This is a genomic window from Mammaliicoccus lentus (assembly GCF_947036595.1).
GTDB lineage: Bacteria > Bacillota > Bacilli > Staphylococcales > Staphylococcaceae > Mammaliicoccus > Mammaliicoccus lentus.
The window spans coordinates 2,731,762-2,746,736 of record NZ_OX344834.1; the positions used below are offsets into that span (position 1 = coordinate 2,731,762).

A 14,975-nucleotide genomic window follows, 5' to 3' on the forward strand; every position below is an offset into this window, starting at 1 on the left:
CTATCCCTCCTTTATGAGTAATAACTTTTGTTTTCTACTCAATTGTTTTAAGGCATACTCTCTTTTTAATGCTTCTGATTTATTATCAAACTCTTCATGGTATACAAGTTTAACGGGACGTCTTATTTTTGTGTATTTTGCACCTTTACCATCATTATGCACCTTTAATCTGCGTTCTAAATCAGTAGTGTATCCAGTATATAATGTTTGATCTTTACATTCTAATATATATGTATAATGTTTATCCATAATAGACTTCCTTCATCTCTTCAGAATATTCACCATTTGTATTATAAATATAAAATGGTTGTTCAATTTTCAAACCAGGTTGCCCACCGCTCCGTCCTTCTACCAATATCGTTACTGCTTCTTTTTTAGAAGGACTACTATATACAAGTCTTAATCTCTTTGGTTCTATATTAAAAAGTCTAAAGTGCGTTAAGACATCCATCAGTCTTTCTGCTCTATGAACCATCATTAATTTACCACCTTGCTTGAGTAAATGTTTACTTGCTCTTACAACATCCTCAAGTGTGCAATAAACTTCATGCCTTGCTATTTTATGCGCTTCTTTTTGATGTTTCATTTGTTGATTTTCTTTAAAATAAGGTGGGTTAACCGTGACAACATCGAAGGTCGACGGTGCATATTCAGTTGTTACTTTATTTAAATCTAATTGTTTTATCGAAATTTGATTTTGTAAATGATTATGCTGAATTGTTCTTTGAGCCATGTCGACCAATGTTTCTTGAATTTCTACTGCTTGAATTTCAGATAGTGATTTATGAGCTAAAAGTAACGGGATAATACCATTACCAGAACATAAATCCATCACTTTATCCTTATTTCTTGTTTGAACGAAATCACCTAACAATAATGCGTCAGTAGAAAAGGAAAACACATCATCATTTTGAATAATTTCAAATTTTTCTCTTAAAAGTTGATCTAATCTTTCACCTTTATGTAACACGAAATCACCTCATTTAAAAAATCAGGCATGCAAGATGCCTGATTACCCTATTCTCTATTAAGTACCTCTAGACAAAACAAGCAATCTTGACCTTGTCTATGTTTACCAAATAATTCTCCTCGACATATATGAAAACCTTCATGATACAACATAGCTAGATTATCTTTACTTTGAAGAGGTCTTACCTTTTTATTTGGTTTTTTATTATGCGTTGTTTCATTGGATTCAACTACCCGTTTCAGACTATCGTTTTCCATCTGAAGTGCAACATTATCTTCAACCAATTCGACTGCTTGGTTCTTCAGTTTATCCATATGCGCATTAATTTGTTTAAGTTCATTTTCTAACATCATAATTGTTTCAAACAACTCGTCCCTATTCACAGTAAAATCCTCCCTTATGAATGGACTTCAAGTAATTCATCAAGTTTATAATCAAAAAGTTGTTCGAAACCTTTCACTTTAACTTGCATCGTGATATCTAGAATATTTAATCCTACGACTTTACCATCTCCCTCAGGTGTTACAACAGTAGTACCCACGTCTGGCAATTCGTTTCTTACATCTTCGTAATAATCATTTTCATATTTTAAACAGCACATCAAACGACCACATGCACCGGAAATTTTTGTTGGATTAAGCGAAAGATTTTGATCTTTAGCCATTTTTATAGATACAGGCTCAAAATCTCCTAAGAATGTCGAGCAACAAAGCGAACGACCACATGGACCAATACCACCTAATAACTTCGCTTCATCCCTCACACCTATTTGTCTAAGCTCAATACGTGTTTTTAATTCATATGCTAATGATTTTACTAAGTTTCTAAAATCAATTCTGTCATCAGCTGTAAAATTAAATATAACCTTACTCTTATCTAGTGTATATTCACAATTTACTAATCTCATGTTCAATTCATGTGTCGCTACCATCTCTTTACACAGTGCCAATGCTTTATCAGCCTCTGCTAAATTTGAATGATATTTTTCGACATCTTCATCTGTAGCGTGACGTATAACTTCTTTCAAAGGTAAAACCACATCATCTTTGCCTACATGACGATTAGTTAATTTAACTTGTCCTAACTCTACTCCACGTTTAGATTCTACAACAACTAAATCATTTTCTTTGAATCTTTCTCCGTTTGGAGAGAAATATTCCTTCTTCCCAGCTTCTTGAAACTGTACGCCTATGATTTCATACATTTAATCACCTCTTCCCTTTTATAACCATCTGTTCAAAAACTAATGTCGCATTAACATTTTGCGCTAATTTACGATTAGCTTCAGTAATGCACTGTATATAATTCGAAATATCGCTTAAAGATAATTGTGTACTAGTGTTTACAATCTGTGCATCCAAATCTGGAAACGCTTTAATTGAATCCAACTCTATTTTAGCATGTAATACATCTTGAAAATAAGCATTTAAACTATTTAAAAATAATTGTTGCAAAGGTCGTGTATTCGCAACTTTTATACAATCAATTAAATATATTAAAGCCATCTGGTGATCTTTAACCATTAAATCTGCTAACTTAGCAACAGATTTTCTCAATTGTGTAAATAATTGTTCTTCAGTTAAAGAAATAGCCTCATCCTTATCCGATGTTACAAAACTCAATGTGTGCGCAATTGCAGCGGAAATATCGGATGCTTGTAAATCTTCTATAAAAGTCTCCTTTGATGCCGGTTTAAAATGGATAAGCTGACATCTCGAATGTATCGTTGGTAAAATTTGATCTTTCTTTGTTGTTAATAACAAGGCGATTGTATTTGGAGGTGGTTCCTCTAAAAATTTAAGTATACTATTTTCACCTTGTACTGTTAGTTTATCAAAAGCTTCAATAATGTAAACTTTATATTTACTTTCTATTGGTTTTTGATTCATTTTTCTAAGCAATTCTTCTATTTGTTGTTTCTTTATAGTTGTTTCTTCAGTTTGTATATACATAAAATCAGGGTGATTCATTGTTTGTACTTTTGTAATACAATTTCCCTCATTGTTACAAAGAATTTGTTCAGCAAAATACATAGCTGTCGTCTTCATTTCAAACATATTATCTCCCTCAAATAAATAAGCGTGAGATAACTGTTCAGCACTCAATAATTGATCAAGCTCTTCTTTTAATTGCATTTTCTACGCTCCTTGCAATAAAAAAGCTGCACTAATGGCAGCTAATCAGTTCTAAAATTGATGAAATTGTTCGATTGGCATAACAAATACTGTTGCGCCACCAACTTCTACTTCAACTGGGTACGGTATATAAGAATCCGCACTGCCTCCCATTGGTGTGATAGGTGAAACAAGTTGTTCACGATTACCACAAGTTCCATCTATGAGTCGTAATAATTCGTCTACTCGCTCATCTTTTACACCGCATAGGAATGTTGTATTACCAGCTCTTAAAAATCCACCTGTTGTAGCAAGCTTTGTAGCTCTAAAATCTTTCTCTATAAGCGCTTCTGATAAATTTTGACTATCTTGATCTTGGACAATCGCTATAACCATTTTCATAACTAAACACCTCTTTATATATTATATCATATTTTAAACTTGATTTAGATGATTTACAATAGCGAAATAAGCGTCTTCTATAACCTTTTCCAATGATTGTGTAGCATCAATAACTTTAATTCTATCTGGGTACTCAGATATCAACTTTTTATACCCATCTGTAACCTTATGATGAAACTCTATTTTTTCTTTATCCAAACGATTTGCATTTCTTTGATTATCTTTAATTCTGTTTAAACCAATTTCTGCAGGTACATCAAAATAAAGCGTTAAATCTGGATAAAGATTTTCAATAGCAAATTCATTAATTGCTTGTACTTCCTTTACCCCAATTTCACGAGCGTAACCCTGGTAACTTAATGAACTATCTACGAAACGATCACATAGTACAATGCCACCATCCTCAAGTTGTGGAATGATTTTTTCGACTAAATGTTGCCTTCTTGCTGCTGCGAATAAAAGTGCTTCTGTACGTTCGTCCATATCATCATCACTGTCTAACAGTAATTTGCGAATTGCTTCACTGATTTTTATACCACCTGGTTCTCTAGTTATAATAACATTATATTCTTTATTTAATTTTTCATAAACTTTATGTATAACAGTTGTCTTTCCAGAACCTTCTGGCCCTTCAAATGTAATAAACTGACCCATTTAGTGTTCATCCTTTATCTTTATTTGCTTGTTAATTATACCTTCTACTCTACCACCACTATCTATCCAATGTAAAAGAGAATTAAGGACGTCGCCTTTTATGTATTCACCTTTTAATATTACAGGTATGCCTGGAGGGTAAGGTATAACATCTACTGCAGAGATTTTATTGACTGCATCTACCAAATCTATTGTTATTGCATCTTTAACTTCTATAGGCACATAAATGCCAGAAGTAACAGGTAAATCAAATTTAGCCCGGCCTTTTTCTTGATAATAATAATCCAATTTAAGACTTTTAATCTTATTAATTAATACTTCAAACGGAAAACTATCGCCTTCATGCCATAACGGCAAAACAAGTAATATATATTTTTCATCATTCAATTCAACATAAATGTTTGATTGTTCAAATATTTGTTTTACTTGCTCACCTGTCATTTTTTCATGTGATACTAATAATTTAAGAGGGTCCGCTAGACTTCCCACCTCTAAACCTACTTCTTTTAAAGTCTGAATAAGTATCATTCGTAAACGTTTAAATAGCTTATCATTATAATGTTTATAAAACAGTTCTGCTTTCTCTAAACTTGTCATTATTAAATAAGAAGGGCTAGAAGTTTGTAACATCGTCAAATATTCCTCAATACGTTGTTGTATAGGAAGCTCTTTTCTTATATACATAACAGAACCCATTGTTAGAGCTGGTAACGTTTTATGATAAGACTGCACAACAATATCTGCTTCATACATGATAGAAGACTGAGGAAAGTATGAACTTATACCAAAATGTGCACCATGTGCCTCATCTACTAATGTAGGAACACCATAAGCTTTTAACAATTGTATATGTGATTGAACGTCAAATACTTCTCCATAATAGTTGGGGTACGTAAAAATCGCTAATTTTACATTAGATAAGTCTAAAGTATCTAAGCTTTTTACTCCATCATACTGACCTGTCTCCTCCGAAACTGTCATAGGCATCCATATAGCTTTTTGGTTTGTTAAACTTAATGCATTATATATAGATTTATGCGCGTTTCTAGGTATTAATATATCACCATCTAAATGTTTAACGGCATATATGACTGATAAAATCCCAACCGTTGTCCCATTAACAAGATATCGCGCATCATGATTTGGATATCTATCCATTTTCATCAAGCTTTCTCGTATAACCTCCTCAGGTTGGTGTAAATCATCTAAACCAGTTATTTCAGTCATATCCATACCTAAATTCATTTCTTTTAAATAACCAATCGTATTATTGTGATGACCTGGCACATGTAATGATATTGAATTTTCATCTTGAATAGATTGTATTTTATCATATAAACTCATTTTAATTACCTCTTATATAACTTTCTTAACTCATTATAGCAATGATTACAATGAGCGTCATTTTAAAGTTAAATCTATTGCGTTATACTACAATTAAAGAGGAGTGAGGAACATGCAAATTAGAAACGCTATCGATTTAGATGTAGACGCATTATATAAAATCACACAAGCAGAAGGCTGGCATACATTTACTAAAGAGCTATTATCAAAATTACTCATGACTTCTAAAATTATCGTTATTGAAGATAATCAAGAACTTGTCGGATATACTCGATTTTTAACAGATGAATTTTTAACATTGTATATTACTGAGATTATTGTAGCCAAAGAATATAGATCACAAGGATACGGAGAAAGCATGATAAAGCATTTGCAAGAAACTTTCCCAACAGTTCGCATAGAGCTTCTATCTCAGAATAATCAATTTTATAAAAAATTATCATTTCGTAATATAGGTTCGGGGTTTAGATTACCCTGAACCTATATTAAATTTAAGCAAAAAAAAGAGACCTAACAGGTCTCGAGTGCGGCTCATCGCATCCATTTTATAAATATTTGCCCGGCAACGTCCTACTCTCGCGGAGCGTAAGCCCAACTACCATCGGCGCTAAAGAGCTTAACTTCTGTGTTCGGCATGGGAACAGGTGTGACCTCTTTGCTATCGTCACCAGACAAATAGTAAAAACTTATTAAGAATGTATTGCACATTCAAAACTAGATAGTAAGCAGATTTTACGGCTTAAAAACCGATTTTAAAAATTTGATTAAGTCTTCGATCGATTAGTATTCGTCAGCTACACACATTACTGCGCTTACACCCCGAACCTATTAACCTCATCATCTTTGAGGGATCTTATAACCGAAGTTGGGAAATCTCATCTTGAGGGGGGCTTCATGCTTAGATGCTTTCAGCACTTATCCCGTCCATACATAGCTACCCAGCTATGCCGTTGGCACGACAACTGGTACACCAGAGGTATGTCCATCCCGGTCCTCTCGTACTAAGGACAGCTCCTCTCAAATTTCCTACGCCCACGACGGATAGGGACCGAACTGTCTCACGACGTTCTGAACCCAGCTCGCGTACCGCTTTAATGGGCGAACAGCCCAACCCTTGGGACCGACTACAGCCCCAGGATGCGATGAGCCGACATCGAGGTGCCAAACCTCCCCGTCGATGTGAACTCTTGGGGGAGATAAGCCTGTTATCCCCGGGGTAGCTTTTATCCGTTGAGCGATGGCCCTTCCATGCGGAACCACCGGATCACTAAGTCCGTCTTTCGACCCTGCTCGACTTGTAAGTCTCGCAGTCAAGCTCCCTTGTGCCTTTACACTCTGCGAATGATTTCCAACCATTCTGAGGGAACCTTTGAGCGCCTCCGTTACTCTTTAGGAGGCGACCGCCCCAGTCAAACTGCCCGCCTGACACTGTCTCCCACCATGATCAAATGGTGCGGGTTAGAAAGTCAACACAGCCAGGGTAGTATCCCACCAGCGCCTCCACGTAAGCTAGCGCTCACGCTTCTAAGGCTCCTACCTATCCTGTACAAGCTGTGCCGAATTTCAATATCAGGCTACAGTAAAGCTCCACGGGGTCTTTCCGTCCTGTCGCGGGTAACCTGCATCTTCACAGGTACTATGATTTCACCGAGTCTCTCGTTGAGACAGTGCCCAAATCGTTACGCCTTTCGTGCGGGTCGGAACTTACCCGACAAGGAATTTCGCTACCTTAGGACCGTTATAGTTACGGCCGCCGTTTACTGGGGCTTCGATTCGTAGCTTCGCAGAAGCTAACCACTCCTCTTAACCTTCCAGCACCGGGCAGGCGTCAGCCCCTATACATCACCTTACGGTTTAGCAGAGACCTGTGTTTTTGATAAACAGTCGCTTGGGCCTATTCACTGCGGCTCTTCAAGGCTTGCACCTTAAAAAGCACCCCTTCTCCCGAAGTTACGGGGTCATTTTGCCGAGTTCCTTAACGAGAGTTCGCTCGCTCACCTTAGAATTCTCATCTTGACTACCTGTGTCGGTTTGCGGTACGGGCACCTATTTTCTAACTAGAGGCTTTTCTTGGCAGTGTGAAATCAACGACTCGTCGGATTCATGATCCAACTCCCCATCACAACTCAACCTTACGAGTGCCGGATTTGCCTAACACTCAGTCTTGTTGCTTGGACGTGCACTCCAACAGCACGCTTCGCCTATCCTACTGCGTCCCCCCCATCGTTCAAACAATCATAGGTGGTACAGGAATATCTACCTGTTATCCATCGCCTACGCCTATCGGCCTCGGCTTAGGTCCCGACTAACCCAGAGCGGACGAGCCTTCCTCTGGAAACCTTAGTCAATCGGTGGATGGGATTCTCACCCATCTTTCGCTACTCACACCGGCATTCTCACTTCTAAACATTCCACATGTCCTTGCGATCATGCTTCAACACGTTTAGAACGCTCTCCTACCATTATCCTTACGGATAATCCACAGCTTCGGTAATATGTTTAGCCCCGGTACATTTTCGGCGCAGTGTCACTCGACTAGTGAGCTATTACGCACTCTTTAAATGATGGCTGCTTCTAAGCCAACATCCTAGTTGTCTGGGCAACGCCACATCCTTTTCCACTTAACATATATTTTGGGACCTTAGCTGGTGGTCTGGGCTGTTTCCCTTTCGACTATGGACCTTATCACCCATAGTCTGACTCCCAAGTTAAATTATTTGGCATTCGGAGTTTGTCTGAATTCGGTAACCCTAGAGGGGCCCCTCGTCCAAACAGTGCTCTACCTCCAATAATCATCACTTGAGGCTAGCCCTAAAGCTATTTCGGAGAGAACCAGCTATCTCCAAGTTCGATTGGAATTTCTCCGCTACCCACACCTCATCCGCTCACTTTTCAACGTAAGTCGGTTCGGTCCTCCATTCAGTGTTACCTGAACTTCAACCTGGACATGGGTAGATCACTTGGTTTCGGGTCTACGACCAGATACTCATTCGCCCTATTCAGACTCGCTTTCGCTACGGCTCCACATTTACTGCTTAACCTTGCATCAAATCGTAACTCGCCGGTTCATTCTACAAAAGGCACGCCATCACCCATTAACGGGCTCTGACTATTTGTAAGCACACGGTTTCAGGTTCTATTTCACTCCCCTTCCGGGGTGCTTTTCACCTTTCCCTCACGGTACTGGTTCACTATCGGTCACTAGAGAGTATTTAGCCTTGGGAGATGGTCCTCCCAGATTCCGACGGAATTACACGTGTTCCGCCGTACTCAGGATCCACTCAGGAGAGAAATAACTTTCGACTACAGGACCTTTACCTTCTATGGTTGGCTTTTCCAAAACCATTCGTCTAATTATTTCCTTTGTAACTCCGTATTGAGTGTCCTACAACCCCAATAGGCAAGCCTATTGGTTTGGGCTATTCCCGTTTCGCTCGCCGCTACTCAGGGAATCGAGTTTTCTTTCTCTTCCTCCGGGTACTAAGATGTTTCAGTTCTCCGGGTGTGCCTTCTCACATACTATGTATTCATATGTGGATAACATGACATAACTCATGCTGGGTTTCCCCATTCGGAAATCTCTGGATCAAAGCGTACTTACAGCTCCCCAAAGCATATCGTCGTTAGTAACGTCCTTCTTCGGCTTCTAGTGCCAAGGCATCCACCGTGCGCCCTTAATAACTTAATCATGTAAATCCTTAGTTAAGCACTGTGTATCGAAGATACAACCATGTTTAACTAACCTTTACCAGTTATTAATCTGTGATGTCGTCTAAAAAGACGACGCGCGATTATTAAGCTTGTTGAATTTCGTTAAAAATTCACTCGGTTTTTTGCTTGGTAAAATCTATTTGCTTACTTATCTAGTTTTCAATGTGCAATGTTGAATGTGAAATAAACATTCAAAACTGAATACAATATGTCTCCGTTATTCCATGACCTTATGGTCATTCCGTAATATCCTTAGAAAGGAGGTGATCCAGCCGCACCTTCCGATACGGCTACCTTGTTACGACTTCACCCCAATCATCTGTCCCACCTTCGACGGCTAGCTCCTAATAAAAGGTTACTCCACCGGCTTCGGGTGTTACAAACTCTCGTGGTGTGACGGGCGGTGTGTACAAGACCCGGGAACGTATTCACCGTAGCATGCTGATCTACGATTACTAGCGATTCCAGCTTCATGTAGTCGAGTTGCAGACTACAATCCGAACTGAGAATAATTTTATGGGATTTGCTTGACCTCGCGGGTTCGCTGCCCTTTGTATTATCCATTGTAGCACGTGTGTAGCCCAAATCATAAGGGGCATGATGATTTGACGTCATCCCCACCTTCCTCCGGTTTGTCACCGGCAGTCAACCTAGAGTGCCCAACTTAATGATGGCAACTAAGCTTAAGGGTTGCGCTCGTTGCGGGACTTAACCCAACATCTCACGACACGAGCTGACGACAACCATGCACCACCTGTCACTTTGTCCCCCGAAGGGGAAAACTCTATCTCTAGAGCGATCAAAGGATGTCAAGATTTGGTAAGGTTCTTCGCGTTGCTTCGAATTAAACCACATGCTCCACCGCTTGTGCGGGTCCCCGTCAATTCCTTTGAGTTTCAACCTTGCGGTCGTACTCCCCAGGCGGAGTGCTTAATGCGTTAGCTGCAGCACTAAGGGGCGGAAACCCCCTAACACTTAGCACTCATCGTTTACGGCGTGGACTACCAGGGTATCTAATCCTGTTTGATCCCCACGCTTTCGCACATCAGCGTCAGTTACAGACCAGAGAGCCGCCTTCGCCACTGGTGTTCCTCCATATCTCTGCGCATTTCACCGCTACACATGGAATTCCACTCTCCTCTTCTGCACTCAAGTTCCCCAGTTTCCAATGACCCTCCACGGTTGAGCCGTGGGCTTTCACATCAGACTTAAGAAACCGCCTACGCGCGCTTTACGCCCAATAATTCCGGATAACGCTTGCCACCTACGTATTACCGCGGCTGCTGGCACGTAGTTAGCCGTGGCTTTCTGGTTAGGTACCGTCAAGACTTGTTCAGTTACTAACAAATTTGTTCTTCCCTAACAACAGAGTTTTACGATCCTAAGACCTTCATCACTCACGCGGCGTTGCTCCGTCAGGCTTTCGCCCATTGCGGAAGATTCCCTACTGCTGCCTCCCGTAGGAGTCTGGACCGTGTCTCAGTTCCAGTGTGGCCGATCACCCTCTCAGGTCGGCTACGTATCGTTGCCTTGGTAAGCCGTTACCTTACCAACTAGCTAATACGGCGCGGGTCCATCTATAAGTGACAGCCGAAACCGTCTTTCAACATTGAACCATGCGGTTCAATATATTATCCGGTATTAGCCCCGGTTTCCCGGAGTTATCCCAGTCTTATAGGTAGGTTACCCACGTGTTACTCACCCGTCCGCCGCTAACATCAGAGAAGCAAGCTTCTCATCTGTTCGCTCGACTTGCATGTATTAGGCACGCCGCCAGCGTTCATCCTGAGCCAGGATCAAACTCTCCATAAAAGAAGTAAGCTTGATTAGCTCTTGTTGATTGGTTAAGCCAATCACTCTTTGAAGTACTTTCAGTACTCAAATTATTGGAATTAACGTTGACATATTGTCATTCAGTTTTCAATGTTCATTTTGCATCACAAGAAATAATTATACACGCTTCATTTGGTGAAGTCAACAACTTTTTAAAATTAATTTTTGAAGTGTTTTGATGTTTTCAATATCTCTCGCTCACAAGATATAACTATACAGGCTATACAACCCTTTCTCAAGCATCAAAATTACACCAAAACACTTAATGTACCCTAATATGATTATTTCTCTACATATTCTTTTAAATCTTTATAGATTTTTTCTGCATCTGCGTATCCTTCTCTATATAAAGCATCTAATTTCCTTGGATCTTTCTCTACTCTATCTACTGCTAGTGTGTTAGTTGGTCTTATTACAAAGATATTTCCTTTATCTTCTTCCTCTTCAATCCAATCTAATGTTTTGTTGTAATGTTTATATCTTAATTCCATTAAATGATTAACTTTAGGATAAGCCTTCATTCTAAATACTTTAGAAAACCTACTAGGTGTTTTTCTATATCCTTTTGGTCTTGTTAATATAAGAACGTTTTTAGTATATCCTTCTTCAATAGATTTCTTAATAGGAATAGGATCAACAATACCACCATCTAAAAGCGTGTGTCCTTTATATTGAACAGGGTTAGCCATCAATGGTAGAGAACTTGTTGCTTCTAATGCAGTTAATAAACTACCCTTTGTATCATTTTTATCAAAGTAAACTGCTTCACCCGTTTCGCAATCTGTTGTAACAACTACGAACTTCTCTTCAGCTTGATCAAACTTTTCAAAATCAAACGGTTCTAAATAAGTTGGAATATAGTGATAGACAAAATCCATCCCAAATAATTCTTTCCTCTTTATATAGTTAGATAAAGAAAGATATCTTTTATCTTTAATGTATTTAGCTGTCACACGATGATTACGCCTAAACTGTCTAGAAATATAACTAGCAGCCATAGAAGCACCAGCAGAAACGCCGATGTTATATTCAAAATATATATCTTCTTTTATAAAAAAGTCTAAGACACCAGCTGTATACATACTTCTCATGCCGCCGCCTTCTAAGATTAAACCTGTGTCTTTTATCATATTTACACTCTTTTCTAATCATATAATTGAACAAAAGCAACCTGCTACATATTTGTAAACAGGTTGCAAAATAATTCTTTAAATTTCAGTTCTGCCAGTAATAGCTTTAGAAAGTGTCACTTCATCTGCATATTCTAAATCACCGCCGACCGGTAAACCGTGAGCTAATCTCGTTGTCTTTATGCCTATTGGTTTAACAAGCCTAGAAATATACATTGCAGTGGACTCGCCTTCTATATTAGGGTTTGTCGCTAAAATGATTTCCTTTACTTCATCACTTTTCAGACGCTCTAGCAATGATGGTATATTAATGTCCTCTGGTCCAATTCCTTCCATTGGAGATATCGCACCGTGAAGTACATGGTACATACCATTATACTCGCGCATTTTTTCCATCGCGATAACATCTTTAGAATCTTGAACAACACATATAACTGAGTGATCTCTTTGTTTGTCTTGGCATATTTGGCAAGGCGAAACATCTGTTATATGACCACATGTTTCACAATATGTTAATTCTCGTTTTACATCAACAAGTGCTTTTGCAAACGGAACAACGTCATCTTCTTTCATATCTAATACATGAAACGCTAATCGCTGTGCAGTCTTTGGACCAATACCTGGCAATTTCATGAAACTATCAATCAATTTCGATATAGGTTCTGGATAAAACATCATTACATCATTCCAGGGATGTTAAGACCTTTTGTATGTTTACCTAAACGATCAGCAGTTACTTCATCAGCTTTAGTCAAAGCATCATTTGTTGCAGCTAAAACTAAGTCTTGTAACATTTCGATATCTTCAGGATCTACTACATCCTCTTTAATAACAACATCTAAGATTTCTTTGTGTCCTGAAACAACAACTGTAACCATTCCGCCACCAGCTGTTCCTTCAATTTTTTCTTCTTTTAATTTTTCTTGTTCTTCAGCCATTTTCTTTTGCATTTTTTGCATTTGTTTCATCATTTGTTGCATATTTCCGCCACCGCGCATAATTTTGTCCTCCTAATATCTATTATAATTATTATAGAAAATTAATTTTTGTCATATTTATTATACATACCTTTGAAGTCTATGTCATGTATTACTCATCTGTTACATGAACAGTATCTTCGCCGAATAATTCTTGAGCTTTCTTAACAATATCCGCTTCTTCTTTGTTCTCTTGTTCTGGTTCATTTTTAGTTTCGGTTGGATTTGCTTTCTTTGATTGAATATATTGTTGCCTTACTTGTAGCCATTGAGAATTAGGAACACCCACTACTTTAACTGTCTTATTCACTATTTCACAGACTATAGATTCGATATGTTCTCTTTTCTCATCGTTCTTATTTACGATTTCGCAATGAATGTCTTCATCAAATTTAACAAGCACGTGATCTTCACTTGCAGCTACTGGTTCTGAATTTAATAACAAGCTGACTAACGCTCGTTGATCTTTCTGCTTAACTGATTCAATAACTGCTTGCCATTTTTCTTTTAATAAATTCAAATCATCTCTATTTGCATGATCTAATACACGTTCAATTTGACGTATTGAGAATACATGTTTCGATTGTTTCCTTGCAACACCTTGTTTGTTTTCAACAGGTTTCGCTTTTGGTTGTACACCGTTTTGAGAGAGTTGCGTGATTTGAGCTTCTAATTGTTTAATTTTATTCTCTACATCGCTAGAAATATTTTGGTTAGGTTGCTCTTGTTGTGTTTCTTGTTGACGATTACGTGTAACCAGTTCTGTTAATTTCACAATCAATATTTCAATATGAACTTGTTGATTAATCGCAAAACGCATAGAAACAAGTGTATCATTTATACAATCAATCATTTTGTACATTGTATTTAAATCGATTTGGTTTAAAGCATGTTCTTCATCTTCTCGGTCAGTAGTCTTTGCTACAATAGCATCTCTAATAAAGTAAATCATATCATTAACAAGTCTATTAACTTCTTTACCACTAGATATAAACTCATGATATCTCATAAATGCTTGCTTGATATCTTTAGCAACGATATCTTGAAACAGAGCATTTAAAGCTGCTTTGTCCACACTGCCCGTAACATTCAACGCGTGTTCATGTGATAAATGACCGTCTCCAAAGGCAATCGCTTGATCCATAATACTTAAAGCATCTCTCATGCCACCTTCAGACACTTGAGCAATAAATGCTAATGCTTCCTGTTCATAAGTAATCTCTTGTTGATCAGCTACGAATGCAAGTCTATCTTCAATTTCTCCAGAATTGATTGCTTTAAAATCAAACCTTTGACATCTTGAAATAATAGTTGGTGGAATTTTGTGAGGTTCTGTTGTTGCTAATATAAAAATAGCATGACTAGGTGGTTCTTCAAGTGTTTTTAAAAGCGCATTAAAAGCTCCAGTAGTTAACATATGAACTTCATCAATAATATACACTTTGAACTTAGATTCGCTAGGTGCATACTTAACTTTATCTCTAATGTTACGAATTTCATCTACGCCATTATTACTCGCTGCGTCTATCTCAATAACATCTGAGTTAGTCCCTTGTGTGATACCTTTACAAATTGCACACTCATTGCAAGGTTCACCATTTGTATTTACTGTGCAGTTAATTGCTTTAGCAAATATTTTAGCAATACTTGTCTTTCCTGTTCCACGTGGGCCATTAAATAAATAAGCATGCGATTGCTTTCCTTTTTGGATAGCATTTCTTAATGTTTTCGTTACATGCTTTTGACCAACAACATCTGAAAATGATTGTGGTCGGTACATCCGATACAAAGCTTGATAATTCAAAATGGCACCTCCAAGTTTAATTCTTCATAACAACTA

13 protein-coding genes and 3 rRNA genes are annotated in these 14,975 nt (G+C 38.1%); 1 reads left to right on the forward strand and 15 read right to left on the reverse strand.

The features are described 5' to 3' along the window. Genes ACNMOQ_RS13595 through ACNMOQ_RS13630 form a run of 8 tightly spaced genes read right to left on the reverse strand, consistent with a single transcriptional unit; the run spans position 1 to position 5,484 of the window. Positions 1–249: a GIY-YIG nuclease family protein gene (locus ACNMOQ_RS13595; protein ID WP_016999923.1), complete on the reverse strand. Its 249-nt coding sequence runs from the start codon at positions 247–249 to the stop codon at positions 1–3. Then, positions 242–970 carry a tRNA1(Val) (adenine(37)-N6)-methyltransferase gene (locus ACNMOQ_RS13600; protein ID WP_064211592.1) on the reverse strand — a complete coding sequence of 243 codons (729 nt, stop codon included), beginning with the start codon at positions 968–970 and terminating at the stop codon, positions 242–244. The genes ACNMOQ_RS13595 and ACNMOQ_RS13600 overlap by 8 nt, the downstream gene beginning before the upstream one ends. A 47-nt stretch (positions 971–1,017) precedes the next feature. Beyond that, the gene (gene yabA / locus ACNMOQ_RS13605) at positions 1,018–1,353 is read right to left on the reverse strand and encodes a DNA replication initiation control protein YabA (RefSeq protein WP_016999925.1); all 336 of its coding nucleotides are present in this window, start codon (positions 1,351–1,353) and stop codon (positions 1,018–1,020) included. A gap of 14 nt (positions 1,354–1,367) precedes the next feature. Further along, positions 1,368–2,174, reverse strand: coding sequence for a PSP1 domain-containing protein (locus ACNMOQ_RS13610; RefSeq protein WP_016999926.1), 807 nt, complete (start codon positions 2,172–2,174; stop codon positions 1,368–1,370). 4 nt (positions 2,175–2,178) lie between these two features. Then, a complete protein-coding gene (locus ACNMOQ_RS13615) occupies positions 2,179–3,105 on the reverse strand; it encodes a hypothetical protein (protein ID WP_016999927.1) in 927 nt (308 codons plus the stop codon). Between the two features lie 51 nt (positions 3,106–3,156). Beyond that, positions 3,157–3,486, reverse strand: coding sequence for a cyclic-di-AMP receptor (locus ACNMOQ_RS13620; protein ID WP_016999928.1), 330 nt, complete (start codon positions 3,484–3,486; stop codon positions 3,157–3,159). A gap of 33 nt (positions 3,487–3,519) precedes the next feature. Beyond that, complete coding sequence (gene tmk / locus ACNMOQ_RS13625) at positions 3,520–4,140, reverse strand: dTMP kinase (RefSeq protein ID WP_064205214.1); 621 nt, start codon at positions 4,138–4,140, stop codon at positions 3,520–3,522. Then, on the reverse strand, positions 4,141–5,484 hold the full coding sequence (locus ACNMOQ_RS13630) for an aminotransferase class I/II-fold pyridoxal phosphate-dependent enzyme (protein WP_082894601.1): 1,344 nt from the start codon (positions 5,482–5,484) through the stop codon (positions 4,141–4,143). It lies immediately after the preceding gene. Positions 5,485–5,596: 112 nt separating this feature from the next. On the opposite strand from ACNMOQ_RS13630, the gene ACNMOQ_RS13635 reads away from it, so the two are divergent. Beyond that, positions 5,597–5,962, forward strand: coding sequence for a GNAT family N-acetyltransferase (locus ACNMOQ_RS13635; protein ID WP_135022237.1), 366 nt, complete (start codon positions 5,597–5,599; stop codon positions 5,960–5,962). Positions 5,963–6,041: 79 nt separating this feature from the next. Here the strand turns inward: ACNMOQ_RS13635 and rrf are convergent. The 7 genes from rrf to dnaX form a co-directional block, all read right to left on the reverse strand. Further along, positions 6,042–6,156, reverse strand: a 5S ribosomal RNA gene (rrf, locus tag ACNMOQ_RS13640). 88 nt (positions 6,157–6,244) lie between these two features. Then, positions 6,245–9,172: ribosomal RNA gene (locus tag ACNMOQ_RS13645) — 23S ribosomal RNA — on the reverse strand. Between the two features lie 279 nt (positions 9,173–9,451). Beyond that, positions 9,452–11,007 (reverse strand): 16S ribosomal RNA (locus ACNMOQ_RS13650). Together the 16S, 23S and 5S rRNA genes form the textbook arrangement of a ribosomal RNA operon. Before the next feature lie 302 nt (positions 11,008–11,309). After that, on the reverse strand, positions 11,310–12,158 hold the full coding sequence (locus ACNMOQ_RS13655; protein WP_017000884.1) for a patatin-like phospholipase family protein: 849 nt from the start codon (positions 12,156–12,158) through the stop codon (positions 11,310–11,312). A gap of 78 nt (positions 12,159–12,236) precedes the next feature. Beyond that, positions 12,237–12,833, reverse strand: coding sequence for a recombination mediator RecR (gene recR, locus ACNMOQ_RS13660; RefSeq protein WP_026023728.1), 597 nt, complete (start codon positions 12,831–12,833; stop codon positions 12,237–12,239). 2 nt (positions 12,834–12,835) lie between these two features. Further along, on the reverse strand, positions 12,836–13,156 hold the full coding sequence (locus ACNMOQ_RS13665) for a YbaB/EbfC family nucleoid-associated protein (RefSeq protein ID WP_017000882.1): 321 nt from the start codon (positions 13,154–13,156) through the stop codon (positions 12,836–12,838). 91 nt (positions 13,157–13,247) lie between these two features. Continuing rightward, entirely contained in the window at positions 13,248–14,939 is a 1,692-nt protein-coding gene (gene dnaX / locus ACNMOQ_RS13670; RefSeq protein ID WP_064204257.1) for a DNA polymerase III subunit gamma/tau, read from the reverse strand. Positions 14,940–14,975: the final 36 nt, after the last annotated feature.